Origin of the sequence: Bradyrhizobium sp. CCBAU 051011, from assembly GCF_009930815.1 — a bacterium.
GTDB lineage: Bacteria > Pseudomonadota > Alphaproteobacteria > Rhizobiales > Xanthobacteraceae > Bradyrhizobium.
This window is the reverse complement of sequence record NZ_CP022222.1, coordinates 7,277,209-7,300,543: the sequence shown is the minus strand read 5'-3', so window position 1 is coordinate 7,300,543 and position 23,335 is coordinate 7,277,209. Positions and strand designations below refer to the sequence as shown.

26 protein-coding genes and 1 tRNA gene are annotated in these 23,335 nt (G+C 62.2%); 20 read left to right on the top strand and 7 right to left on the bottom strand.

Going from position 1 to position 23,335, the window contains the following annotated elements; genetic code table 11:
- Positions 1–298 precede the first annotated feature (298 nt).
- A tRNA-Asp gene (locus tag ACH79_RS34450) sits at positions 299–375 on the top strand.
- A 1-nt stretch (position 376) separates the two neighbouring features.
- On the opposite strand, the gene ACH79_RS34445 is transcribed toward ACH79_RS34450, so the two are convergent.
- Together ACH79_RS34445 and ACH79_RS34440 are read right to left on the bottom strand one after the other, a co-directional pair.
- Complete coding sequence (locus tag ACH79_RS34445) at positions 377–646, bottom strand: hypothetical protein (RefSeq protein ID WP_161854925.1); 270 nt, start codon at positions 644–646, stop codon at positions 377–379.
- A gap of 35 nt (positions 647–681) precedes the next feature.
- The gene (locus ACH79_RS34440) at positions 682–1,782 is read right to left on the bottom strand and encodes a sensor histidine kinase (protein WP_161854924.1); all 1,101 of its coding nucleotides are present in this window, start codon (positions 1,780–1,782) and stop codon (positions 682–684) included.
- 163 nt (positions 1,783–1,945) lie between these two features.
- Between ACH79_RS34440 and ACH79_RS34435 the strand changes: the two genes are divergently transcribed.
- Positions 1,946–2,440 carry a DNA ligase gene (locus ACH79_RS34435; RefSeq protein WP_161856705.1) on the top strand — a complete coding sequence of 165 codons (495 nt, stop codon included), beginning with the start codon at positions 1,946–1,948 and terminating at the stop codon, positions 2,438–2,440.
- Positions 2,441–3,017: 577 nt separating this feature from the next.
- Here ACH79_RS34435 and ACH79_RS34430 read toward each other — a convergent pair.
- From ACH79_RS34430 to ACH79_RS34415, 5 genes are all read right to left on the bottom strand, one after another.
- Positions 3,018–3,341, bottom strand: a complete 324-nt coding sequence (locus ACH79_RS34430) for a hypothetical protein (RefSeq protein WP_161854923.1) — start codon at positions 3,339–3,341, stop codon at positions 3,018–3,020.
- Positions 3,342–3,419: 78 nt separating this feature from the next.
- The gene (locus tag ACH79_RS34425) at positions 3,420–3,878 is read right to left on the bottom strand and encodes an Hsp20 family protein (protein WP_161854922.1); all 459 of its coding nucleotides are present in this window, start codon (positions 3,876–3,878) and stop codon (positions 3,420–3,422) included.
- 519 nt (positions 3,879–4,397) lie between these two features.
- On the bottom strand, positions 4,398–4,592 hold the full coding sequence (locus tag ACH79_RS34420) for a hypothetical protein (RefSeq protein ID WP_161854921.1): 195 nt from the start codon (positions 4,590–4,592) through the stop codon (positions 4,398–4,400).
- Positions 4,593–4,721: 129 nt separating this feature from the next.
- Complete coding sequence (locus ACH79_RS43350; RefSeq protein WP_202639376.1) at positions 4,722–4,931, bottom strand: hypothetical protein; 210 nt, start codon at positions 4,929–4,931, stop codon at positions 4,722–4,724.
- A 101-nt stretch (positions 4,932–5,032) separates the two neighbouring features.
- Complete coding sequence (locus ACH79_RS34415; RefSeq protein ID WP_161854920.1) at positions 5,033–6,223, bottom strand: aromatic ring-hydroxylating dioxygenase subunit alpha; 1,191 nt, start codon at positions 6,221–6,223, stop codon at positions 5,033–5,035.
- 168 nt (positions 6,224–6,391) lie between these two features.
- Between ACH79_RS34415 and ACH79_RS34410 the strand changes: the two genes are divergently transcribed.
- The 18 genes from ACH79_RS34410 (at position 6,392) to nuoN (ending at position 23,335) form a co-directional block, all read left to right on the top strand.
- The gene (locus ACH79_RS34410; protein ID WP_161854919.1) at positions 6,392–6,907 is read left to right on the top strand and encodes a MarR family winged helix-turn-helix transcriptional regulator; all 516 of its coding nucleotides are present in this window, start codon (positions 6,392–6,394) and stop codon (positions 6,905–6,907) included.
- A gap of 203 nt (positions 6,908–7,110) precedes the next feature.
- On the top strand, positions 7,111–7,476 hold the full coding sequence (locus tag ACH79_RS34405; protein WP_057856661.1) for an NADH-quinone oxidoreductase subunit A: 366 nt from the start codon (positions 7,111–7,113) through the stop codon (positions 7,474–7,476).
- The gene (locus ACH79_RS34400) at positions 7,467–8,057 is read left to right on the top strand and encodes an NADH-quinone oxidoreductase subunit B family protein (protein ID WP_161854918.1); all 591 of its coding nucleotides are present in this window, start codon (positions 7,467–7,469) and stop codon (positions 8,055–8,057) included. The genes ACH79_RS34405 and ACH79_RS34400 overlap by 10 nt, the downstream gene beginning before the upstream one ends.
- 11 nt (positions 8,058–8,068) lie before the next feature.
- A complete protein-coding gene (locus ACH79_RS34395) occupies positions 8,069–8,680 on the top strand; it encodes an NADH-quinone oxidoreductase subunit C (protein ID WP_161854917.1) in 612 nt (203 codons plus the stop codon).
- A 2-nt stretch (positions 8,681–8,682) separates the two neighbouring features.
- Positions 8,683–9,879 (top strand): NADH-quinone oxidoreductase subunit D, encoded by a 1,197-nt coding sequence (locus ACH79_RS34390; RefSeq protein ID WP_161854916.1) that lies wholly within the window; start codon positions 8,683–8,685, stop codon positions 9,877–9,879.
- Positions 9,879–10,835: an FkbM family methyltransferase gene (locus tag ACH79_RS34385; protein WP_161854915.1), complete on the top strand. Its 957-nt coding sequence runs from the start codon at positions 9,879–9,881 to the stop codon at positions 10,833–10,835. Before ACH79_RS34390 ends, ACH79_RS34385 begins: the two co-directional genes overlap by 1 nt.
- A gap of 11 nt (positions 10,836–10,846) precedes the next feature.
- Positions 10,847–11,458: an NADH-quinone oxidoreductase subunit NuoE gene (gene nuoE / locus ACH79_RS34380; protein ID WP_161854914.1), complete on the top strand. Its 612-nt coding sequence runs from the start codon at positions 10,847–10,849 to the stop codon at positions 11,456–11,458.
- A complete protein-coding gene (locus ACH79_RS43345) occupies positions 11,455–11,670 on the top strand; it encodes a hypothetical protein (protein ID WP_202639375.1) in 216 nt (71 codons plus the stop codon). Before nuoE ends, ACH79_RS43345 begins: the two co-directional genes overlap by 4 nt.
- 21 nt (positions 11,671–11,691) lie before the next feature.
- Positions 11,692–13,017, top strand: coding sequence for an NADH-quinone oxidoreductase subunit NuoF (gene nuoF, locus ACH79_RS34375; protein WP_161854913.1), 1,326 nt, complete (start codon positions 11,692–11,694; stop codon positions 13,015–13,017).
- Between the two features lie 5 nt (positions 13,018–13,022).
- A complete protein-coding gene (locus tag ACH79_RS34370; RefSeq protein WP_161854912.1) occupies positions 13,023–13,511 on the top strand; it encodes a hypothetical protein in 489 nt (162 codons plus the stop codon).
- A 7-nt stretch (positions 13,512–13,518) separates the two neighbouring features.
- Positions 13,519–15,597 (top strand): NADH-quinone oxidoreductase subunit NuoG, encoded by a 2,079-nt coding sequence (gene nuoG / locus ACH79_RS34365; RefSeq protein WP_161854911.1) that lies wholly within the window; start codon positions 13,519–13,521, stop codon positions 15,595–15,597.
- 10 nt (positions 15,598–15,607) lie between these two features.
- Positions 15,608–16,678, top strand: a complete 1,071-nt coding sequence (gene nuoH, locus ACH79_RS34360; protein ID WP_161854910.1) for an NADH-quinone oxidoreductase subunit NuoH — start codon at positions 15,608–15,610, stop codon at positions 16,676–16,678.
- A 7-nt stretch (positions 16,679–16,685) separates the two neighbouring features.
- Positions 16,686–17,180: an NADH-quinone oxidoreductase subunit NuoI gene (nuoI, locus tag ACH79_RS34355; RefSeq protein WP_057840541.1), complete on the top strand. Its 495-nt coding sequence runs from the start codon at positions 16,686–16,688 to the stop codon at positions 17,178–17,180.
- A gap of 119 nt (positions 17,181–17,299) precedes the next feature.
- The gene (locus ACH79_RS34350; RefSeq protein ID WP_161854909.1) at positions 17,300–17,938 is read left to right on the top strand and encodes an NADH-quinone oxidoreductase subunit J; all 639 of its coding nucleotides are present in this window, start codon (positions 17,300–17,302) and stop codon (positions 17,936–17,938) included.
- Positions 17,935–18,243, top strand: coding sequence for an NADH-quinone oxidoreductase subunit NuoK (nuoK, locus tag ACH79_RS34345; protein ID WP_161854908.1), 309 nt, complete (start codon positions 17,935–17,937; stop codon positions 18,241–18,243). Before ACH79_RS34350 ends, nuoK begins: the two co-directional genes overlap by 4 nt.
- Positions 18,244–18,251: 8 nt before the next feature.
- A complete protein-coding gene (nuoL, locus tag ACH79_RS34340; RefSeq protein WP_161854907.1) occupies positions 18,252–20,321 on the top strand; it encodes an NADH-quinone oxidoreductase subunit L in 2,070 nt (689 codons plus the stop codon).
- A complete protein-coding gene (locus ACH79_RS34335) occupies positions 20,321–21,832 on the top strand; it encodes an NADH-quinone oxidoreductase subunit M (RefSeq protein WP_161854906.1) in 1,512 nt (503 codons plus the stop codon). The genes nuoL and ACH79_RS34335 overlap by 1 nt, the downstream gene beginning before the upstream one ends.
- Before the next feature lie 66 nt (positions 21,833–21,898).
- Positions 21,899–23,335, top strand: a complete 1,437-nt coding sequence (gene nuoN / locus ACH79_RS34330) for an NADH-quinone oxidoreductase subunit NuoN (protein ID WP_161854905.1) — start codon at positions 21,899–21,901, stop codon at positions 23,333–23,335.

Genomic DNA, 23,335 nt, shown 5'->3' with positions numbered 1-23,335 from the left:
GATTGGCTTGAGCGTGGTTGAATGCCAGTCCGCGCCGGAAAAATGCATTGCGTGGTGACCTGAAACCCCGGGATTTCGCTCGATCAGCGCGGGAAGGTTTCAAGAAACCCTGATGTCACAGGCCTTAGACGATTCGGCAGACGGCTGCCTACGCCGTTTTGCCCGAAAACAGGCGGCAATTTGCATCGAAATCGCAGAATGCCCTGTCTCACGCAGGTATTCGCAACGTCCTTGACTAAGCGGGAGCGGGCCTTTATGCCCTCGGTTCTGCGCGGGTCAGGATCTGATTACGGCATCCGCGGGAGTAGCTCAGTTGGTTAGAGCGCCGCCCTGTCACGGCGGAGGCCGCGGGTTCGAGTCCCGTCTCTCGCGCCAGTCATTTCAATGACTTAGCGCCATCCGCGGTTTTCAAAAGTGTTATAAGGGACGTGAGTATGACACTTTCTGTGCCCTTTTGTTCTGCCGCCGCAAGCCGTTTGGCACCCACCGCACGGGCTTTGTCGAATCGCCGGACGCTGGCGACGTTGACCGGATTATAGGTTTTGCGGAGCTGCTTGTTGCGGTCGACGGTGTTCGCCATCTTGTTGGCCTGATCCTCAACGGAGCCGCCGCCGGCGTCGCCCTCGACGGCGCCAGAGCGCCGCATGTCCTGCAGCTGCCGTTGCTCGTCCTTGCCGAAGGCTAGTGCCGGACTGCCAATTTGTGGCCAAAGGTTAGCGTCACGCGAACGCCTCGGTCCCGCTCGGTTTCAACGACCAAATCCGTTTTCGTATTCTCGTGCAGCGCCTGCACAATCAACGATCCTATCTTTCCAGGAACCGGCCATTGACCTCCTTCCGGCAAGCCAACGCCATCGTCAGCCACAACGACACGATATCTTTCGGAATCTTGCCGGAGGCAGTGCAGGGTAATCGTTCCGCCGGGTCGGCCCACAAAAGCATACTTGAATGCATTGGTCACTAGTTCGTTCGCGATCAAACCAACGGGCAACGCAACGTTTATGGACGTTGGTGTATGGTCGACCTTGATGTCGAGCCGGATGCCTTCGGCCGCATGCGCATTCATGACAGCCGATGCGATCTGGTTCAGGTAATTGCCCAAGTCAATCTCGCTCTGCTGTCCATCCGACGAGAGGGCGTTATATATGATTGACAGGGACTCGATACGACCAGCAAGCGCCGCCAAATTGACCTTCTCGCCCCGTCTCTCGGCTCTCGCTTCGAGCCGGATGAGAGCAACGATGAGTTGCAGGTTGTTTTTGACGCGGTGTTGCAACTCGCGAAGGAGCATATCCTGCTCCTTCGTCTTGCGCTCGAACTCCTCGCGCTCGTCAAGCCGGCTTGTCACGTCAATTAGCGCCGCAACGCGGTAGTTCTCTGTGCCGTCTTCCTTCTCGATCACTCCGCAGAACGCTTCAACTACCAATGGTGTTGGCTGCGTTCGCTTAAATGTGCCCAAAAAGTCGTCACCATTACTCAACACGGATTTCGCAAGGGTCGTGTTTTGATCCTTCTCGTCTACGAATGAAGTGAGTATCGTCCAACCGCGGCCGGCAAACTCCGGCAATTTCATACCGATCACCCGTTCGAAGGCTCCGTTCGCATAGCAAATGCGATGATCGCCGCGCACGAATTTGGAGATGATGATCGGGATCGGGACGCGGTCGAGGAGTTGACGGAACTCCTCGCTATTGATGGCTTTGGCCACATCAACTGCATCAAAGAGGTCGTTGATCTGCGCTGCCGCGTCCGAACCGAGGACGTGCGGATCTGGCTCTTTCATGGCCTACATCTTCCCCGATGCAGAACCGTGTGCATCGCTTTTGCTAAGCTGACCAGGAGCGGGCGGGACTGCCGCGGCGAACTAAGAAAATGCTTTATGGTGGCGATGGTTCCTCCCGTGGATTAGCAGGTAATATCCAAGACCGTCCCGGAGCCCCGATTGGATCCACGAGGTAAAATACGACGACGGCAAGGACGTCCAGCTGCTTTCCAGGAGCGGCCTCGATTGGACATGGCGGTTCCCATGGATCGCGGAGACGGCGCTGAAGATCCGCCACAGCCAGTTCGTCATCGACGGCGAGATCTGCGTGCTCGATGTCCAGGGCATTTCGGACTTCAACGCCCTGCACTCGAACAAGTACAACGACGAGGCCCAGCTCTACGCCTTCGACCTATTTGCCTTCGGCCGCGAGGACTTGCGGGACCAGCCATTACTCGACCGCAAGGCCCAGCTCGACAAGCTGCCGCGCGGCCGGGCACAGGGGATCTTCGTGGCGCCATTCGAGCGCGGCGAGATAGGACCGGATCTGTTCACCGCGGCGTGCCGGATGCGGCTGGAGGGGATCGTCTCAAAACATCGGCAGCGGCGCGCGAAGACTTGCGACTGGATCAAGGTCAAGAACCGGCAGCACCCGGCATACGGCCGCGTTGCGGATTAGTTCCGAGCCAACACGCCGGCTGGCGGCGTGTGGAGGCGGCCCCGGTCAGCTGATGCCTCCAAGGTCGCTGGCCGGGGTCCGTCTGATATTCAGCGCAGAGCGCTCGCTACCCATGCCCGGTTCACTTCCGTGCTGCCGCGGTCAGTGTCCCCGCTTCGCGATTTTCTCCCAGGCGTAATCCTCTTCACAGACTAGGCGCAGTTTCTGCGCGGGATGGGCCCGTGCCGATCACAGCGAGAGGGTGAACGTCATGCCGCGAGCACGAACACTACTCGTGATGAGCGTATTGGTTTTCTCGTCAGCTACCGCAGTAAATTACGCGACAGCAGCATGCGCCCCAACATCGGGCTGTTAGGATCAACTGCATAACCATGTCCGGTAATAATTCGTCTGTTCGCGATGGCTGCATTGGGGGATGTGAACAGGTCTACACCGAATGCCAGATATTTCCATAGGCTCAGCGGAGCTTCCCGCGGGCAGCAAAGAGCGCGAACAATTTGAGCTGCAGGCAAGGCAGGCTGACACGGTCTCCCATATCGACGCGTGGCTGACCCACCCGGCCCACAGCCTCCGACCTCTAGGCCGCAAGTGCACGCTCGGTGGACCGCAAGCGGAAGGGTTTGCCTCCCGGCGGGTTCCAGGGCTTGCCGTCGAGTTCGCAGAGCGCGTCGAGAATCTCGTCAATAGTCACCGGCGCTTTCAGGCCATCGGGCGCTCGAAGGGCAGGGCACGAAGCGATAGCAGACGCATCTGAAGCCCAGGAGGCGAGAATGGCGCGCTTCTCGGCCAATGTGAGCGTGGGGTGGCTTACGACGTCTCGGGGGTGATTGAACACCGTGCCGGGATGTATCAGGGCGTTGATGTTGAAGACATTATCTTCGATTGCGGTCGTCGGCCGCATGATACCCTCCTATTCAGACGAGGTTGCGATGCCGCGCGCCGGTCGCCGGCGCGCGGTGAGAACAAGGGAGCGACGTTATTAGGCCGCCTTGGAATCGATCTGCTTGACGTTACCGCCGGCTACGCCGTTGACGGCGATGCGGCGAGGCTTCATGGCCTCGGGGATCTCCCGGACCAGTTCGATCTTAAGCAGGCCATTGTCAAAGGCGGCGCTCTTCACCTGCACATAATCGGCAAGGTTGAACTGGCGTTTGAAGCGCCGGGTCGAGATGCCCTGATACATGAATTCCCGATCAGTCTTCTCGGCCTTGTCGCCCTCAACGGTAACCACGTTCTGCTCTGCGGTCACCGAGATCTCGTCGGGTGAAAAACCGGCGAGAGCCAGCGAGATCTGATAGTGATCTTCGCCAAGCCGTTCGATGTTGTAGGGTGGATAGTGGTCCTCGCCGACGTGTTGGGCGGCCGCTTCCGCGAGATCGAAGAGGCGGTCGAATCCGATGGTCGAGCGCCAGAGAGGTTCAAAGTTGTAACTGCGCATAGCCAAATCCTCCAATGAGCAAGTTGGTTACGAGCGGCACCGGACACGACCGGTGCCCGTCTCCAGCCCGGGCCCATCAGGCACCCGGACACCACCGTATGATGGCGACGAAAAAATTAGGAAAATCGGTTTTGGTTTCAAGGGAGCCGCAAAAAATTTTTGACGACACGCGCCGCGCCTTACCCACGCTGTCACCCCCTGAAACGGCTCAGAATAAAAATGGCCCCAGCGCGAAGCGTGCACCGAGGCCATCCAAAGTATTTCCATTTCAAACAGCCAGATAGGGTAGTGGATACCCATCTGGCACACCGATAGAAGCGGGAAAAAATGGCAATGTCTGTCCGGTATTGAACAGAACATGGAAGTAGGCTGAGTTGCCGCGGGGGCCGTCCTTTGGACCTGCTGGCTCAGTTGGCGGCCCTCTGGAACAGTGAAATACCAATCGTTCCCTAAGCACCGCCGCAAACAAAAAGGCCGCCCTTGAGGCGGCCGTTTTTATTCCAACGATGTCGATATCGTTTAACGGACCGTCGAGGTGCCCGAGCTGGTGATGACCACCGGCTTGCCGGCCTTCACGACCTGGGCTGTCTGGCTGTAATCCGCACCGGTGCGGGCGGAGATACCGAACGCCGCCACCGCGATGCCAGCCACCAGCGCGACGACCACGATCTTCAAATGGGTGCTGCGATCTGCCGAGTGAATCGAGTGGTTCATGTGATGCCTCCTGGACGCCTTTGGCGTCCTGTGTTGGCGAGAGACGTACGCCCCGTCTGTTTCAGGATGGTTTCGCGGTTTCGGCAAAATGGTTTCATTCAGCCGGTTTTTGGCCGGTTTTCTGCCAAATCATCCGTGACGTAGATCACATACAGGGCGCGCCACCGGCATCGATGCGCGCAGGCAGCGACCGGCTGGAATGAAAACAGTAATGAAAACAAAGGGAAGAGGGTGGCCGAACGGGCCCATCGTGGTGTCGCTGAGCGCAAACTCCTTGTTGGTCGGCTCGATCAGGACGTTGAAGATGGTGCGGTCGAGGAAAGTTCGGCGCACAGACATCGTGGGCGGCGCCGGCACCTATCGCTGGAGCGGGGGCCTTGCGGCGGCTTCCACCGGAGCGGCCGCTTGCGTCGCGTTTTCTCATTGCTGAGCCGGCTGTCTCAGGCGTCGCGAATGAAATTCCCCGCGTCGAATTCAACCGGCGGCGCGTTCGAATCAAAGGAGACGCCGATCGGATCGCGGTCTTCGGCTACGGCCGCGCGTTGATCGCTCAGCATCCGACGGATCATCAGGATGCCGCGGTCGCTCTGGCCGAAATGTTCTTCCGAGTGCAGCGTCACCGGGCCTTGGCCGACCTGCGCCTCGTAATCGCCGGGGAATTGCTGGTGCTCCCGTTCGGTCATGTCCCACCAGAATTTTCCGTTGAATTTGGAGCGCATCCTGCCGATGTCGCCGGAATTATTTACGCGGCCAGCGACATAGATGCGGAACGACGTATCGTCGATCGGCAGCGTCCAGCCGATCGACTCGACGCGGGCGAATTGCGCGACGCGCGGATTGGGTACCACGCGCAGTGTGGGCAGGACGGCTTCCGTCACGCGGTAAAACACCTTGCCGTCATCCTGATGCCGGATCGAGCGCACGGTGACGCCACGCGGCGACATCTCGAACTTCACCTCCGGCATCGAGGCCATCATGTTGGTGAATTGCGGCCCCGAGAACGATCCATGCAGCACCGGGACGTGGTACGGGTCGACCACGTTCTCGAAATGCTGCAGCCAGTTGCAGGGAATGATTGCGGGCCCACCGCCGCCGATCGAGGAATCGTCCGCCTCGACGAACTCGCCGTCGTCCAGCTTCTCCAGGCATTCGTAGCGCGGCAGCGCCGGCTTTTTCTCTGATGGTCCGAGATAGGCGAAGATCAGGCCATAGCGCTCCTGCAGGGGATACCAGGGCTGGCGCACCTTATCCTTGAACAGGCCGCCCTCGGGCTCGCAGGGCTGTTCGATGCAATGGCCTTCGGTGTCGAACTTCCAGCCGTGATAGCAGCAGCGGATGCCATCTTCCTCGACCTTGCCGTAATAGAGCGTGGTGCCGCGATGGCAGCAGCGGGCGTGCAGCAGGCCGGCGCGGCCGTGCCTGTCGCGAAACAGCACCAGATCTTCCCCGAGCACGCGCACTTTTCTGGGGATATCGGTGGCGTCGGACACAAGCCCGACCGGATGCCAGTAGCGCCGGAGCAGTTCGCCCATCGGCGTGCCGCGGCCGACCGAGGTCAGCTCGGTCCGGGTGGTGGACGGCTTCATGGCGTAGCCGGTCCCGAGATCGCGATCCCGCTGCGTAACTGTCATGCCGTTTCCTCCCGCCGCGGCTTCTGACGCAGCGATCGTATAGATCGAAGTGAAGTAGAAATCGATGACAATGTCAACGATCGGCTTTTTGTATCGCCCGATTGCCTTGCGCGATCGCCGTCGTCGCCGAGCTTGGCATCGCCGCGCTTTATTGGCAGAGCTTTGGAGATGAGCCAGAAGCCGGGAAAGCAGACCGCGCCGTCGGCCGCTGCCACGCGGGACGGAGAGATGGCGCCGATCACCGCGATGATGTCGTCGCGGCTGATAGTGCTCGCCAATCTGCTCAAGCGCAGCGCCATCCTGCGCTACAAGCGGCTGGCGGGACTGTCCTCGGTCGAGTTCGGCCTCGTGGCTTCGCTGGGGCGGCGGCCGCCAATGAGCGTTAACCGGCTCGCCGAAGCGGTCGGCATGGATAAGGGACAGATCAGCCGGGCGCTGGCGGAACTGGTGTCGCGAAAACTGGTCGCCAAGGAGGTCAATCCGCGGGACAACCGCGAGACGCTGGTTTGCCTGACCAAGGCGGGGCTGGCCGCCCATGATGCGATTGTGGCGGGGGCGCAGGAGCGCAACCGGCGCCTCCTGGAACAGCTCGGCAAGGACGAGTTGGCGGTGCTGCTCGACCAGATCGACCGGCTCACGGATACGGCCGCCCAGATGCTCGCCGATGAGAAGGATTTGAACTGAATAGTCGGGCACCATGCCGCCCGCCTCGCGTTGGTCAGGAGAGGCAGGAACGCAACACTTTTTGGTGTTCTGCCAACGCATTGGGGGCGGGCTTGGGCGTCAGGGCGGCTTGTCTTGCGCCCCCTGTTGCGCTGCGCTAAGGCAAGAATAATTCCAATCAACGAATCTGCGGCCGCTCAAAACCGCAGGAAAAGGCACCGCCGATGACCGGCATCCTGCAAAATTACCTGCCACTTGTCGTGTTTATCGGAGTGGCGAGCCTGATCGGACTGGCGCTTCTGATCGCCCCGTTCCTGGTCGCGTTCCAGCAGCCGGACCCCGAAAAGCTCTCCGCCTATGAATGCGGATTCAACGCATTCGATGACGCCCGCATGAAGTTCGATGTGCGCTTCTACCTGGTCGCCATCCTCTTCATCATCTTCGACCTCGAAGTGGCGTTTCTGTTCCCGTGGGCGGTTGCGTTCGGCAAGTTAGGGGCTACCGGCTTCTGGTCGATGATGGTGTTCCTCGCCGTCCTCACGGTCGGCTTTGCTTATGAGTGGAAGAAAGGCGCGCTCGAATGGGATTGAGCCAGACAGCCATAGGCTCTTCGCCTGATATCGCGCAGGCGCCGAAGGGCATTCTCGATCCCTCGACCGGCAAGCCGGTCGGGCACAATGACCCGTTCTTCCTCGATGTCAATCACGAGCTTTCGGACAAGGGTTTCTTCGTTGCTGCTGCCGACGATCTGATCACCTGGGCGCGCACGGGATCCCTGATGTGGATGACGTTCGGTCTCGCCTGCTGCGCGGTCGAGATGATGCAGGTGTCGATGCCGCGCTACGACGTCGAGCGCTTCGGCTTCGCCCCGCGCGCCTCGCCGCGGCAGTCCGACGTCATGATCGTGGCGGGCACGCTGACCAACAAGATGGCGCCGGCGCTGCGCAAGGTCTACGACCAGATGCCGGAGCCGCGCTACGTGATCTCGATGGGGTCGTGCGCCAATGGCGGCGGCTATTATCACTATTCCTACTCGGTCGTGCGCGGTTGCGACCGCATCGTGCCCGTCGACATCTACGTGCCCGGATGTCCGCCGACGGCGGAGGCGCTGCTCTACGGCATACTGCTGCTGCAGAAGAAGATCCGGCGCATCGGGACCATCGAACGCTAAGGTTTTAGGTAATGGACGACGGCAAGCTCGACGCCCTTGGGCAGACGATTGTTAGCGCGCTTGGCGGCGCGGCCAGCGCCCATGCGGTCGCGTTCAACCAGCTCACCATTACGGTCGATGCGACAAAGATTGTCGAAGTCGCCACCTATCTGCGCGACGACCCGGCCATGCGCTTCGTCAACATCACCGACGTGACGGCGGTGGACTACCCCGGCCGCGAGAAGCGTTTCGATGTGGTCTATCACCTGCTGTCGCCGACCCTGAACGAGCGCATCCGCGTCCGCGCCGAGGCCGACGAGAGCACGCAGGTGCCGTCGATCATCGATGTGTTTCCGGGCGCCGACTGGTTCGAGCGCGAGGCCTACGATCTCTACGGCGTGATCTTCACCGGCCATCCCGACATGCGCCGGCTGCTGACCGATTACGGTTTCGACGGCCATCCGCTGCGCAAGGATTTCCCGCTCACCGGCTTCGTCGAGGTGCGTTACGACGACCAGGAGAAGCGGGTGCTGTACGAGCCGGTCCGGCTCAACCAGGAATTCCGCAAATTCGATTTCCTCTCGCCATGGGAAGGCGCTGACTATCCGCTTCCGGGCGATGAGAAGGCAGAGCCAAAGGCCTGACCATGAACGAGCAAAGCCAGAACCTTCGTAACTTCACGATCAACTTTGGGCCGCAGCATCCTGCCGCCCATGGCGTGCTGCGTCTCGTCCTTGAACTGGACGGCGAGGTCGTCGAGCGCGTCGATCCGCACATTGGGCTGCTTCACCGCGGCACCGAGAAGTTGATCGAGCAGAAGACGTACCTGCAGGCGATCCCGTATTTCGACCGGCTCGATTACGTCGCGCCGATGAATCAGGAACATGCGTTCTGTCTCGCGGCGGAAAAGCTGCTCGGCATCACGGTGCCGCGCCGCGGGCAATTGATCCGGGTGCTCTACTGCGAGATCGGCCGCATCCTGTCGCATCTGCTCAACGTTACCACGCAGGCGATGGACGTCGGCGCGCTGACCCCGCCGCTGTGGGGTTTTGAAGAGCGCGAAAAGCTGATGGTGTTTTACGAGCGCGCCTCCGGCTCGCGCATGCACGCGGCCTATTTCCGCGTTGGCGGCGTGCATCAGGACCTGCCGCCGAAACTGATCGACGACATCGAGGCCTGGTGCGACCCGTTCCTGCAGGTGGTCGCCGACCTTGAAACGCTCCTGACCGGCAACCGCATCTTCAAGCAGCGCAACGTCGATATCGGCGTGGTGTCGCTGAAGGAAGCCTGGGAGTGGGGTTTCTCGGGCGTGATGGTGCGTGGCTCGGGCGCGGCATGGGACCTGCGCAAGGCGCAGCCCTATGAGTGCTACGACGAGATGGATTTCGACATCCCGATCGGCAAGAACGGCGACTGCTACGACCGCTACCTGATCCGCATGGAAGAGATGCGCCAGTCCGTGCGCATCATGAAGCAGTGCATCGCCAAACTGCGTGCGCCCGATGGGCAGGGGCCTGTCGTCGTCGAGGACAACAAGATCGCGCCGCCCCGCCGCGGCGAGATGAAGCGCTCGATGGAAGCCCTCATCCATCACTTCAAGCTCTACACCGAGGGCGTGCGCGTGCCGGCCGGCGAGGTCTATGCCGCGGTCGAGGCGCCGAAGGGCGAGTTCGGCGTCTATCTGGTTTCCGACGGAACCAACAAGCCCTACAAGTGCAAGATCCGCGCGCCGGGCTTTGCCCATCTGCAGGCGATGCACCACATCTGCAAGGGCCACCTGCTCGCCGACGTCTCGGCCATCCTCGGCTCGCTCGACATCGTGTTCGGAGAGGTCGATCGGTGATGGCGCAGGCGCCCATCCAGTTTGACCGGGCATCGGGCGTACTTGCGGGTGCGAACGCGTGGGAGCGTTTGGCCGCGGTGGCGCTGGTGCTGGGGTCGAAGGTGGCGTCGAACTTCTCGCACCGCGGCTATAACATGTGCGCCAATTTGTTGCGCACGACGCTGTCGGAGCGCGGCATCCAGATCAAACTCAATGACGACGCCACGTTCGAGTTTCCCTATGGCGACGGCTATTGGAGCAAGCTGCTCAATCGCAGCTTCCATTACGAGGATGAACTGGAGTTGCTGTTTCAGGACTCCGCTGACGTCGACTACACGCTGCTCGATTGCGGCGCCAATTACGGCTATTGGTCGGTGCTGGTGTCGAGCAAGCCGTTTGGATCGCACAAGGCGATCGCGATCGAGCCGTCGGGGCAGAATTTTTCGAAGCTTGCCAACAACGCGCGGATCAACGGCAATCGTTTCGAGACGATGAAATGCGCGATCGGTGCGGCGCGCGGCACCGCGCGTCTGTCCGGCACCAAGCACGAGGCCTTCAGCATCGCCGGCGACCAGTCCGGCGGCGAGGAGGTGCCGGTCATCGCGCTGGATAACCTCCTGGACGACGGCAAGATCGCGCCGGACGGCAAATATTTGATCAAGCTCGACGTCGAAGGCGTCGAGATCGAAGCTATGAAGGGCGGTGCGCGGCTTTTGCAGGGCGACAGCGTGTTGCTGTGCGAGGAGCATGGCAACGACCCCAAGCATACCGTATCGCGCTACATCCTCGACCAATCGCTGAAGCTGATCGTCTACGATCCGCGCAGCCATCGCCTTGAGACCGTGACCGACCTTTCGATTCTGGATCGGATCAAGGTTTCAACCCATGTCGGCTACAACGTGTTCGGCACCGCAAGTGCATTCTGGCTCGCCCGGATCGATGCGCTCAATGCGAAAGCCGCGCGCCGCGTGCAATGAGAGACTGAACGATGTCCGTCCGCCGCCTCGCACCGAAGGAATTGCAGCCCGCGAGCTTTGCGTTCTCGGATGAGAACCTCGCCTGGGCCAAGGCGCAGATCACCAAATATCCGCCGGGCCGCCAGGCGTCGGCGGTGATTGCGATCCTGTGGCGCGCGCAGGAGCAGCATGAGGGCTGGGTTTCAGAAGCCGCGATCCGTGTGGTCGCCGACCTCCTGGAAATGCCCTACATCCGCGTGCTGGAAGTGGCGACCTTCTACACCATGTTTCAGCTCCAGCCGGTCGGCAGGAAGGCCCATGTGCAGGTCTGCGGCACCACGCCGTGCCGCCTGCGCGGCGCCGAGGACATCATCAAGGTGTGCCAGAGCCGCATCCACCACGATCCCTTCCATTTGTCGAAGGACGGCAATTTCAGCTGGGAAGAGGTCGAGTGCCTCGGCGCCTGCGTGAATGCGCCGATGGTGCAGATCTGGAAGGACACCTACGAAGACCTGACCAAGGAAACCTTCGGCAAGGTGCTGGACGGCTTTGCGTCGGGCAATCCGCCGAAGCCGGGACCGCAGATCGACCGTCAGTTCTCGGCGCCGGCAGGCGGCCCGACGACGCTGAAGGAATCCACATGACGCGTAACGGCACAGGGCCCGTGATCGGGCAGGGAAGGGTCAGCGCGATGAAGAACTGGCGCTATATCGGCATGCACGCCGTCGCGGCGGCGACATTCATCTTTCTGCTGCAGCGTTACGGGCTGAACGCAACGCTCGAATCAAGCCTGTTGTGGGCGCTGACCTTCGGCGGATGCGCCGCGGGCCTCGCCTACGCGCAGTCCAATCGTTGATCCGTTAGGAAGCTTCAAGTCATGCTCGACGACAAGGATCGCATCTTCAAGAACCTCTACGGCCTCCACGATTGGGGGCTGGAGGGCGCGCGCCGTCGCGGCGCGTGGGACGGCACCAAGGCGATCATCGACAAGGGCCGCGACTGGATCATCAACGAGATGAAGGCCTCCGGCCTGCGCGGGCGCGGCGGGGCGGGCTTTCCGACCGGGTTGAAATGGTCGTTCATGCCGAAGGAATCCACCGACGGGCGGCCAAGCTATCTCGTGGTCAACGCCGACGAGTCCGAGCCCGGCACCTGCAAGGACCGCGAGATCATGCGGCACGATCCGCATCTGCTCGTGGAGGGCTGCCTGCTCGCAAGCTTCGCGATGAACGCGCATGCCTGCTACATCTATGTGCGCGGCGAATTCATCCGCGAGCGCGAGCGCCTGCAGGCCGCGATCGACCAGGCCTATGATGCAAAGCTGGTCGGCAAGGACAACATCAACGGTTGGCCGTTCGACATCTATGTCGCGCATGGCGCCGGCGCCTATATCTGCGGCGAAGAGACAGCGCTGCTCGAAAGCCTTGAGGGCAAGAAGGGCCAGCCGCGGCTGAAGCCGCCATTCCCGGCCAATGTCGGCCTCTACGGCTGCCCGACCACCGTCAACAATGTCGAATCCATTGCGGTCGCGCCGGACATCCTGCGCCGTGGTGCGGCGTGGTTCGCCGCGATCGGCCGGCCCAACAATGTCGGCACAAAACTGTTCTGCGTGTCCGGCCATGTCGAGCGGCCCTGCAACGTCGAAGAGGCGATGGGGATTCCGTTCCGCGAGCTGATCGAGCGTCACTGCGGTGGCATTCGCGGCGGCTGGGACAATCTGAAGGCGGTGATCCCCGGCGGCTCGTCGGTGCGCATGGTGCCGGCCGAGCAGATCATCGACACGCCGATGGACTTTGACAGCCTCAGCAAGCTGCGCTCGGGCCTCGGCACCGCCGCCGTGATCGTGATGGACAAGTCGACCGACTTGATCCGGGCGATCGCGCGCATCTCCTATTTTTACAAGCATGAGAGCTGCGGCCAGTGCACGCCGTGCCGCGAAGGCACGGGCTGGATGTGGCGCGTGCTGACGCGCATGGCCGAGGGCCGCGCGCACAAGCGCGAGATCGACATGCTGCTGGAGGTTACAAAACAGGTCGAGGGACACACCATCTGCGCGCTCGGCGACGCCGCCGCCTGGCCGATCCAGGGCCTGATCGCGCATTTCCGCCACGAGATCGAAGAGCGCATCGCGCAGTATTCGCACAAGGCCGATATCGACGATATCGGCGTGCGCGATCCCGTGAACATGGTCGCGGCGGAGTGATCGCGATGTCGCAACCAAGCTTCTGGTGGCAGAGGTACGGGACGCTGGCGCAGATGGCGCAGGCGACCGTGGCGCTGCTCGGCTTTGTTGCGATCCTGTTCCAGATCAACGAAATCCGCACCGGCAACCGTGCGTCCAGCGCACGGCAGGCGTTTCTGGGTTACACCGATCTGGCGTTCAAGAATCCAAAGTTCGCGCAGCCGGACTACGAGAAGATCAAGGCGGCCGGGCGCGACGAGCAGGTGCAGTACGAGAGCTTCGTCACGTATTTCCTCTACGCCTGCGAGGAAGCGATCGGCGCGTTCGCGGGAAAGCGTGAGTGGCTGGCCTCCTGCGATTACGACCTGAAGCCGCATCTGCCGTTCCTGTGCGAGAAGAGCGCGGCGCAGCCGGCCTATCTCGCCACCTATGGCGCCGAGACCCAGCAATGGATCAAGGCGTCGCTGAAGACCGCCAGCGTTACACCGCCAGACTGCAAGCTGGGAAAGACCTGAGACCGCAATGACCAAACTCATCATCGACGGCAAAGAGATCGATGTACCCGGAGAATTCACGCTGCTGCAGGCGTGCGAGGCCGCGGGCGCCGAAATTCCGCGCTTCTGCTACCACGAGCGGCTGTCGATCGCCGGCAATTGCCGGATGTGCCTCGTCGAGGTGAAGGGCGGCCCGAAGCCGGTCGCAAGCTGCGCCTGGGGCGTGCGTGACTGCCGGCCCGGCCCGAAGGGCGAGCCGCCGGAAATCTCGACGCGTTCGCCGATGGTGAAGAAGGCGCGCGAAGGCGTGATGGAATTTCTGCTGATCAACCACCCGCTGGATTGCCCGATCTGCGACCAGGGCGGCGAGTGCGACCTGCAGGACCAGGCGATGGGCTACGGCGTCGACACCTCGCGCTTTGCCGAGAACAAGCGCGCGGTCGAGGACAAGTATCTGGGCGCGCTGGTCAAGACCTCGATGAACCGCTGCATCCAGTGCACGCGCTGCGTCCGCTTCTCCGCCGAAGTCGCCGGCGCGCCGGAAATGGGCGCCACCGGCCGCGGCGAGGACATGGAGATCACGACCTATCTGGAGCAGGCGCTGACTTCCGAGCTGCAGGGCAATCTCGTCGATATCTGCCCGGTGGGCGCGCTGACCTCGAAGCCGTATGCCTTTGCGGCGCGCCCGTGGGAGCTCGGCAAGACGCAATCGGTCGATGTCATGGACGGCGTCGGCTCGGCGATCCGCGTCGATACCCGCGGCCGCGAGGTGATGCGGATCCTGCCGCGCATCAACGAGGCTGTGAACGAGGAATGGATTTCCGACAAGACCCGTCACGTCGTTGACGGCCTGCGCACGCAGCGGCTCGACCGGCCCTATATCCGCGACAACGGCAAGCTGCGCGCCGCGTCGTGGCAGGAGGCTTTCGCGGCGGTCGCCGCCAAGGTGAAGATGACCGACGGCAAGCGGATGGGTGCCATTGCCGGCGATCTCGCCGCGGTCGAGGAGATGTTCGCGTTCAAGGATCTGCTGGGACAATATGGCTCCACCAATCTGGCGGTGCAGGGCGGCGATGCCTTCGACCCGAAGCTCGGCCGCGCGACCTACATCTTCAATCCGACCATTGCCGGGATCGAACAGGCCGATGCGCTGCTGATCATCGGCGCCAATCCGCGCAAGGAAGCCGCCGTTCTCAACGCGCGCATCCGCAAGCGCTGGCGCACGGGCCAGCTCAAGGTCGCGCTGGTCGGCGCCAGGGCCGATCTCACCTATGATTACGACTATCTCGGCGCGGGCACCGATACGCTCAACGAGCTCGCCAGCGGCAAGCATTCCTTCACCGAGGTGCTGAAGGGCGCCAAGCACCCGATGGTGCTGGTCGGCGCCGGTTCACTATCGCGACATGACGGTGCGGCGGCGCTGGCGCTGGCGGCCAAGGTCGCGGCGGGCGTCGGCGCGCTCAAGGACGGCTGGAACGGTTTTGCCGTGCTGCAGGATACCGCCTCGCGCGCGGGTGCGCTCGATATCGGCTTTTCGGCCGGCAAGGGCGGGCTGACCCTGGCGCAGATGACGACCTTCGGCACGCTCGACGTGCTGTTCCTGCTGGGGGCCGACGAGGTAAAGGTGCCGGACGGCACGTTCGTGGTGTATATTGGAACCCATGGCGATCGCGGCGCGCATCGCGCCGATGTCATCCTGCCGGGTGCGGCCTATACCGAGAAATCCGGCCTCTATGTCAACACCGAGGGCAGGGTGCAGATCGCCGCCCGCGCGGCGTTCCCGCCCGGGGAAGCACGCGAGGACTGGGCGATCGCCCGCGCGCTGTCGGATGTGCTCGGCAAGAAGCTGCCCTATGACTCGCTCGGGGCGTTGCGCCAGGCCCTGTTCAAGGCCGTGCCGCATCTGATGCGGATCGACCAGATCGAGCCCGGCAAGGCCGAAGACGTCAAGGCGCTGGCGGGCAAGAAGGGCGGCAAGGTCGACAAGAGCCCGCTGAAATCGTCGGTCGAGGACTTCTATCTGACCAACCCGATCGCGCGGGCCTCGGCGGTGATGGCGGAATGTTCCCGGCTGGCGGCCGGGCGAATGCTGACGGCAGCGGAGTGAGCGTGATCTGATGGCTGATTTGTTCGCAAGCCCGTTCTGGACCGGCTTTCTCTGGCCGCTGATCGTCATGGTCGCGCAGAGCGTCCTGCTGCTCGTCGTTCTCCTGATCGCGATCGCCTACATCCTGCTCGCCGACCGCAAGATCTGGGCGGCGGTGCAGATCCGCCGCGGCCCCAACGTGGTCGGCCCATGGGGCCTCTTACAATCCTTCGCCGATCTTCTGAAGTTCGTGCTGAAGGAGCCGATCATCCCGTCCGGCTCCAACAAGGGCGTGTTCCTGCTGGCGCCGCTGGTATCGTGCGTGCTGGCGCTGGCCGCCTGGGCGGTGATCCCGATGGATCTCGGCTGGGTGATCTCGGACATCAACGTCGGCGTGCTCTACATCTTCGCGATCTCGTCGCTGTCGATCTACGGCATCATCATGGCCGGCTGGTCGTCGAACTCGAAGTACCCGTTCCTGGCCGCGCTGCGCTCGGCGGCGCAGATGGTGTCCTACGAAGTCTCGATCGGCTTCGTCATTATCACCGTGCTCTTGTGTGCCGGCTCGCTCAACCTCTCGGCGGTGGTGGAAGCGCAGAACGCCCGCGGCTTCGCCAGCCTGATCGGGCTGCCGCAACTCACCATCCTGAACTGGTATGTGTGGCCGCTGTTCCCGATGTTCGTGGTGTTCTACGTCTCGGCGCTGGCCGAGACCAACCGTCCGCCGTTCGATCTGGTGGAAGCGGAATCCGAACTGGTCGCGGGCTTCATGGTCGAATACGGCTCGACGCCGTATCTGTTGTTCATGCTCGGCGAATATGTCGCGATCACCACTATGTGCGCGTTGGCGACGATCATGTTCCTCGGCGGCTGGCTGCCGCCGGTGGCGCTGCCGCCGTTTACCTGGATCCCAGGCGTGGTGTGGTTCGCGCTGAAACTGTTCTTCATGTTCTTCCTGTTCGCGATGGCGAAGGCGATCGTGCCGCGCTACCGCTACGATCAACTGATGCGGCTGGGTTGGAAGGTGTTCCTGCCGCTGTCGCTGGCGATGGTGGTGATTGTGGCCGCCGTGCTGCAATTCGCCGGCATTGCGCCGAAGTGAGGCCATCATGAGTGTCAACGTCAACGCAACGGCCCGTGCGCTTCTCTTGAGCGAATTCGTATCGGCGTTCTTTCTCGCCATGCGCTATTTCTTCAAGCCGAAGCCGACGCTGAACTATCCGTTCGAGAAGGGCCCGATCTCGCCGCGCTTCCGTGGCGAGCACGCGCTGCGCCGCTATCCGAACGGCGAGGAGCGCTGCATCGCCTGCAAGCTATGCGAGGCGATCTGCCCGGCGCAGGCGATCACGATCGAGGCCGGCCCGCGCCGCAACGACGGCACCCGCCGCACCGTGCGCTACGACATCGACATGGTGAAATGCATCTATTGCGGCCTGTGCCAGGAAGCCTGCCCGGTGGACGCTATCGTCGAGGGACCGAATTTCGAATTCGCGACCGAGACCCGCGAGGAACTCTACTATGACAAGGCCAAGCTGCTCGCCAATGGCGATCGCTGGGAACGCGAGATTGCGAAAGCAATCGAGCTCGACGCGCCGTACCGGTGAGGTGAGGGCATGATCCAGATTTCAACGTCATTCCGGGATGGTCCGAAGGACCAGACCCGGAATCTCGAGATTCCGGGTTCACGCTTCGCGTGCCCCGGAATGACGAGAGGAACATTCGCATGATCCTTCCCGCGCTGTTCTTCTATCTGTTCGCCGGCGTCTGCGTGGCCTCGGCTGTCATGGTGATTGTCTCGCGCAATCCCGTGCACTCCGTGCTGTATCTGATCCTGGCCTTCGTCAACGCCTCCGGCCTGTTCGTGCTGATGGGCGCCGAATTCCTCGGCATGATGCTGATCGTGGTCTATGTCGGTGCGGTCGCGGTGCTGTTCCTGTTCGTGATCATGATGCTCGATGTCGATTTCACCGAGCTGCGCGAGGGCTTTATCGAGTATCTGCCGATCGGTCTGGTGATCGGCGGCATCTTTCTTGCCGAACTGCTGCTGGTCGCGGGCGGATGGGTCATGAAGCCCGATACCGCCAAGCAGATCACGGCGGCGATCCCGACCAATGTCAGCAACACCGAAGCGCTCGGGCTGGTGCTCTATACGAAGTACATCCACTACTTCCAGATCGCCGGCATGGTGCTGCTGGTAGCCATGATCGGCGCGATCGTGCTGACGCTGCGCCACAAGGCGAAGGTCAAGCGGCAGGACATCAACGTGCAGAACGCGCGGACGCCGGAACTGGCGATGGCCGTGCGCAAGGTGGCGTCGGGGCAGGGGCTGCAGGATTCGGACGCGGCGGAGTGGGTGAAATGACGATCGGTCTGGGACACTATCTCGCGGTCGGCGCCATCCTGTTCACGGTCGGAATCCTCGGCATCTTCCTGAACCGCAAGAACATCATCGTCATCCTGATGTCGATCGAGCTGATCCTACTCGCCGTCAACATCAACCTGGTGGCGTTTTCGACCTTCCTCGGCGACATCGTCGGGCAGGTGTTCGCGCTGCTGGTGCTGACGGTTGCGGCTGCGGAAGCCGCGATCGGTTTGGCCGTGCTGGTGGTCTATTTCCGCAACCGCGGTTCGATCGCGGTTGAAGACGTCAATCTGATGAAGGGTTAGGGCGGGGCATGTATCAGGCCATAGTATTCCTGCCGCTGCTCGGCGCCATTCTGGCGGGGCTGATCGCGATCTTCGGGGCGCATGCGCGCAACCCGAGCGGCGACACGGTGGAACATGCCCACGGGCATGGCGATCACTCCCACGCGGCGGAAGCACATGACGACCATGGTCATGACGATCACGGCCACGACGACCATCACGTTTCCGAGCCGCCGGCTCAGGGCTCGCGCGCTGCCGAACTGATCACGACAGGACTTCTATTCGTTTCGGCGGCGCTGTCCTGGGTGGCGCTGGTCGATGTCGGCTTCATGCACCATGACGCCCGCATCGCGCTGTTCCCGTGGATCAATTCCGGCGATCTGCAGGTGTCGTGGGCGCTCCGCGTCGATACGCTGACCGCCGTGATGCTGGTGGTGGTCACCACTGTCTCGTCGCTCGTGCACCTCTATTCCATCGGTTACATGGACGAGGATCCGTACCGGCCGCGCTTCTTCGGCTACCTCAGCCTGTTCACCTTCGCGATGCTGATGCTGGTGACCGCGGACAACCTGGTCCAGCTGTTCTTCGGCTGGGAGGGCGTCGGTCTCGCCAGCTACCTCCTGATCGGCTTCTGGTATCAGAAGCCCTCGGCGAATGCGGCGGCGATCAAGGCATTTATCGTCAACCGCGTCGGCGATTTCGGCTTCGCGCTCGGCATTTTCGCCGTCTACATGCTGCTCAAGACCACCGATTTCGAGACGATCTTCGCAGGCGCGCCTGGGCTGACCGGCAAGACCATCAACTTCTTCGGCTGGAACGCCGATGCGCTGACCCTGATCTGCCTGTTGCTGTTCATGGGCGCGATGGGCAAATCGGCCCAGTTCCTGCTGCACACCTGGTTGCCGGACGCGATGGAAGGCCCGACCCCGGTCTCGGCGCTGATCCACGCCGCGACCATGGTGACCGCCGGCGTGTTCATGGTGGCGCGGCTGTCGCCGCTGTTCGAACTGGCGCCCAACGCGCAGGCCGTCGTGATGTTCTTCGGCGCCACCACCGCGTTCTTTGCGGCAACCGTCGGTCTTGTCCAGAATGACATCAAGCGCATCGTCGCCTATTCGACCTGTTCGCAGCTCGGCTACATGTTCGTGGCGATGGGGGCGGGGGCCTATTCGGTGGGAATGTTCCACCTGTTCACCCACGCCTTCTTCAAGGCGCTGCTATTCTTGGGCTCCGGCTCGGTGATCTACGCGATGCACCACGAGCAGGACATCCGCAACATGGGTGGGCTGAAGGACAAGATTCCCTACACCTATAGCGTGATGGTGATCGGCACGCTGGCGCTGACCGGCTTCCCGCTCACGGCCGGCTATTTCTCCAAGGATGCGATCATCGAGTCCGCCTACGTCGCGCACAATCCGTTCGCCTATTATGGATTCGCGATGACCGTGATCGCGGCCGGTCTGACCTCGTTCTATTCGTGGCGCCTGATCTTCAAGACGTTCCACGGCGAGCCGCATGACCGGCACCATTACGAGGCCGCCCACGAGGCGCCGATGTGGATGCTGGTCCCGATCGGCATCCTTGCCGCCGGCTCGATCCTGGCCGGCTTCCCGTTCAAGGAAGTGTTCGCGGGCCATGGCGTGGAAGAGTTCTTCCGCGAGTCGCTCAAGATGCACCCGCACATCATTGATGAAATGCATCACGTTCCGCAGACCATCGCCTTGCTGCCGACGGTGATGATGGTGGTGGGCTTCCTGGTGTCATGGCTGTTTTACATCCGCCGGCCGTACATTCCGGTCCAGCTCGCCAGCGAGCACCAGATGCTCTACCAGTTCCTGCTCAACAAATGGTATTTCGACGAGCTCTATGAGCTCATCTTCGTCCGCCCGACGAAGTGGCTCGGCCGCTTCCTGTGGAAGAAGGGCGACGGCTTCGTCATCGACGGCTTCGGCCCGGATGGCGTCTCGGCGCGCGTGCTCGATGTCACCCGCAACGTGGTGAAGATCCAGACCGGCTATCTCTATCACTATGCCTTCGCGATGCTGATCGGCGTCGCCGGGCTGATCACCTGGTTCATGTTCGGCTTGGGAGGCCAGTAATGACAACCTGGCCTATCCTTTCGGTCGTCACCTTCCTGCCGGTCATCGGCGCGGTGGCGATCTATCTCACCCGCGGCGATGATGAAGCGGCGCGGCGCAATGCGCGCTGGATCGCGCTGTGGACCACGCTGGTCACCTTCGCGGTGTCGCTGATCCTGGTTTGGCGCTTCGACGCCGCCAGTGCGGATTTCCAGTTCGTCGAAAAGGCGAACTGGCTCGCCAGCGGCATCACCTATCACATGGGCGTCGACGGTATTTCGCTGCCGTTCGTGATCCTGACCACCGCGCTGATGCCGTTCTGCATCATAGCGAGCTGGAAGTCCGTCACAGTGCGCGTGCGCGAATACATGATGGCGTTCCTGTTTCTGGAAACGCTGATGGTCGGCACCTTCTCGGCGCTCGACCTCGTGCTGTTCTATCTGTTCTTCGAAGGCGGCCTGATCCCGATGTTCCTGATCATCGGCGTCTGGGGCGGCCCGCGCCGGGTCTATGCGTCGTTCAAGTTCTTCCTCTACACGCTGCTCGGCTCGGTCTTGATGCTGCTGGCCATCATGGCGCTGTACTGGAATGCCGGGACGACCGACATCCCGACGCTGATGAACACCGCGGTGCCGCGGTCCTTGCAGACCTGGGCGTGGCTGGCGTTCTTTGCCTCCTTTGCGGTGAAGATGCCGATGTGGCCGGTGCACACCTGGCTGCCGGATGCGCATGTCGAGGCGCCGACCGCGGGCTCGGTGATCCTGGCCGCGATCCTCCTGAAGATGGGCGGCTACGGCTTCCTCCGGTTCTCGCTGCCGATGTTCCCGCTGGCGTCGCATGATTTTGCGCCGCTGATCTTCTCGCTGTCGGTAATCGCCATCGTCTACACCTCGCTGGTGGCCTTGATGCAGGAAGACATCAAGAAGCTGATCGCCTATTCGTCGGTGGCGCATATGGGCTTCGTCACCATGGGCATCTTCGCGGGTACGACCCAGGGTGTCGCCGGCGGCGTGTTCCAGATGGTGTCGCACGGCATCGTCTCCGGCGCGCTGTTCCTCTGCGTCGGTATCGTCTACGACCGCATGCATACCCGCGAGATCGCGGCCTATGGCGGTCTCGTCAACCGGATGCCGCTCTATGCGATGGTGTTCATGGTCTTCACCATGGCCAATGTCGGTCTGCCCGGCACGAGCGGATTCGTCGGCGAATTCATGACGCTGCTCGGCACCTTCAAGGTCTCGATCCCGACCGCGACCATTGCCACGCTCGGCGTCATCCTGTCGGCTGCTTACGCGCTCTGGCTCTATCGCAAGGTGGTGTTCGGCGCGCTGACCAAGCCGTCGCTCGCCAGCATCAAGGATCTGACGCCCCGCGAAAGCCTGACGCTGATGCCGCTGGTGTTCCTCACCATCCTGTTCGGCGTCTATCCGAAGCCGGTGCTCGACATGTCGGCCGCCTCGGTTCAGCAACTCGTCAATAATTACAATGCCGCCGTGACTGCCGTGAAGGCAGCCGCGCTGGTCGCGCAATAACGTAGCGTTTTCAAGCGAAGTGGAAGCCGGTTCGCATGAAGAAGACGCGTCAAGGATAAGAAGGCCATGAGCTTCTCAAGTGCAGGTTATCAGTTGCTGCCGGTGCTGCCGGAGCTGGTGCTGGCCGTCGGCGCCATGGCGCTGTTGATGCTCGGTGCCTATCGCGGGCAGGATACGACCCGGCTCGTCACCACGCTCGCGGTGGTGCTGCTGGTTATCACCGGCGCGCTGGTATTGATGCTACCGGCCGGCAAGCTCACGACCTTCGGTGGCAGCTTCATCGTCGACGACTTCGCCCGCTTCCTGAAGATCCTCGCCATCATCGGCTCGGCGGCGGCGCTGATCCTGTCGACGGAGTTCCTGTCCGACCCGTCGCGGCGCATCTTCGAGTATTCGATCCTGGTGCTGCTTTCCACTCTCGGCATGATGGTGCTGATCTCGGCCGCCGACCTGATCATGCTCTATCTCGGGCTCGAGCTGATGTCGCTCGCGCTCTACGTGGTCGCCGCCTCGAACCGCGACAACGCCAAGTCCACCGAGGCCGGCCTGAAGTACTTTGTGCTCGGCGCTCTCTCGTCGGGCATGCTGCTCTACGGCGCCTCGCTGATCTACGGCTTCACCGGCACGGTCGATTTTGCCGGCATCGCAGCCGCTGTGAAGACCGGTAGCGTCGGCATCGTGTTTGGCCTCGTCTTCCTGCTTGCCGGCCTCTGCTTCAAGGTCTCGGCCGTGCCGTTCCACATGTGGACACCCGACGTCTATGAAGGCGCGCCGACGCCGGTGACGGCGTTCTTCGCCTCCGCGCCGAAGGTGGCCGCGCTTGCGGTGTTCACCCGCGTGACGCTCACCGCGTTCCCCGGCATCGTCCCGCAATGGCAGCAGATCCTCGTCTTCGTCGCCATCGCCTCGATGGCGCTGGGTTCGTTCGCCGCGATCGGGCAGAAGAACATCAAGCGCCTGATGGCCTATTCCTCGATCGGCCATATGGGCTTTGCGCTGGTCGGCCTTGCATCGGGCACGGTGGAGGGCGCGCAGGGCGTTCTGATCTACATCGCGATCTATGTGGCGATGACGCTGGGCTCCTTTGCCGTCATCCTGACCATGAAGCGGAACGGGCAGGCGGTGGAACAGATCAGCGACTTCGCCGGGCTCTCGCGCACCAATCCGATGCTGGCGTTCTTCTTCGCCATGCTCTTGTTCTCGCTGGCCGGCATTCCGCCGCTCGCCGGCTTCTTCGCCAAATGGTACGTGTTTGTGGCCGCGATCAAGGCGGGCCTGTTCACGCTCGCCGTCATCGGCGTGCTGACCAGCGTGGTAGGCGCGTTCTACTATCTCACCATCGTCAAGGTGATGTATTTCGACGAGCCGGCCGGCCAGATCGAACCGATGCGCATCGAATTGCGCACGGTGCTGGCGGTGGCTGGCATCTTCAACATCTTCTTCTTCGTCTATCCGGGGCCGCTGGTCAGCGTCGCCACGGCGGCAGCGAAGTCGCTGTTCTAG

Coding starts and splice junctions, on each gene's coding strand:
- ACH79_RS34445 (WP_161854925.1), bottom strand. CDS start 646: ATGCGGCGCTCTGGCGCCGTCGAGGGCGACGCCGGCGGCGGCTCCGTT.
- ACH79_RS34440 (WP_161854924.1), bottom strand. CDS start 1,782: ATGAAAGAGCCAGATCCGCACGTCCTCGGTTCGGACGCGGCAGCGCAG.
- ACH79_RS34430 (WP_161854923.1), bottom strand. CDS start 3,341: ATGCGGCCGACGACCGCAATCGAAGATAATGTCTTCAACATCAACGCC.
- ACH79_RS34425 (WP_161854922.1), bottom strand. CDS start 3,878: ATGCGCAGTTACAACTTTGAACCTCTCTGGCGCTCGACCATCGGATTC.
- ACH79_RS34420 (WP_161854921.1), bottom strand. CDS start 4,592: ATGAACCACTCGATTCACTCGGCAGATCGCAGCACCCATTTGAAGATC.
- ACH79_RS43350 (WP_202639376.1), bottom strand. CDS start 4,931: ATGTCTGTGCGCCGAACTTTCCTCGACCGCACCATCTTCAACGTCCTG.
- ACH79_RS34415 (WP_161854920.1), bottom strand. CDS start 6,223: ATGACAGTTACGCAGCGGGATCGCGATCTCGGGACCGGCTACGCCATG.
- ACH79_RS34410 (WP_161854919.1), top strand. CDS start 6,392: ATGAGCCAGAAGCCGGGAAAGCAGACCGCGCCGTCGGCCGCTGCCACG.
- ACH79_RS34405 (WP_057856661.1), top strand. CDS start 7,111: ATGACCGGCATCCTGCAAAATTACCTGCCACTTGTCGTGTTTATCGGA.
- ACH79_RS34400 (WP_161854918.1), top strand. CDS start 7,467: ATGGGATTGAGCCAGACAGCCATAGGCTCTTCGCCTGATATCGCGCAG.
- ACH79_RS34395 (WP_161854917.1), top strand. CDS start 8,069: ATGGACGACGGCAAGCTCGACGCCCTTGGGCAGACGATTGTTAGCGCG.
- ACH79_RS34390 (WP_161854916.1), top strand. CDS start 8,683: ATGAACGAGCAAAGCCAGAACCTTCGTAACTTCACGATCAACTTTGGG.
- ACH79_RS34385 (WP_161854915.1), top strand. CDS start 9,879: ATGGCGCAGGCGCCCATCCAGTTTGACCGGGCATCGGGCGTACTTGCG.
- nuoE (WP_161854914.1), top strand. CDS start 10,847: ATGTCCGTCCGCCGCCTCGCACCGAAGGAATTGCAGCCCGCGAGCTTT.
- ACH79_RS43345 (WP_202639375.1), top strand. CDS start 11,455: ATGACGCGTAACGGCACAGGGCCCGTGATCGGGCAGGGAAGGGTCAGC.
- nuoF (WP_161854913.1), top strand. CDS start 11,692: ATGCTCGACGACAAGGATCGCATCTTCAAGAACCTCTACGGCCTCCAC.
- ACH79_RS34370 (WP_161854912.1), top strand. CDS start 13,023: ATGTCGCAACCAAGCTTCTGGTGGCAGAGGTACGGGACGCTGGCGCAG.
- nuoG (WP_161854911.1), top strand. CDS start 13,519: ATGACCAAACTCATCATCGACGGCAAAGAGATCGATGTACCCGGAGAA.
- nuoH (WP_161854910.1), top strand. CDS start 15,608: ATGGCTGATTTGTTCGCAAGCCCGTTCTGGACCGGCTTTCTCTGGCCG.
- nuoI (WP_057840541.1), top strand. CDS start 16,686: ATGAGTGTCAACGTCAACGCAACGGCCCGTGCGCTTCTCTTGAGCGAA.
- ACH79_RS34350 (WP_161854909.1), top strand. CDS start 17,300: ATGATCCTTCCCGCGCTGTTCTTCTATCTGTTCGCCGGCGTCTGCGTG.
- nuoK (WP_161854908.1), top strand. CDS start 17,935: ATGACGATCGGTCTGGGACACTATCTCGCGGTCGGCGCCATCCTGTTC.
- nuoL (WP_161854907.1), top strand. CDS start 18,252: ATGTATCAGGCCATAGTATTCCTGCCGCTGCTCGGCGCCATTCTGGCG.
- ACH79_RS34335 (WP_161854906.1), top strand. CDS start 20,321: ATGACAACCTGGCCTATCCTTTCGGTCGTCACCTTCCTGCCGGTCATC.
- nuoN (WP_161854905.1), top strand. CDS start 21,899: ATGAGCTTCTCAAGTGCAGGTTATCAGTTGCTGCCGGTGCTGCCGGAG.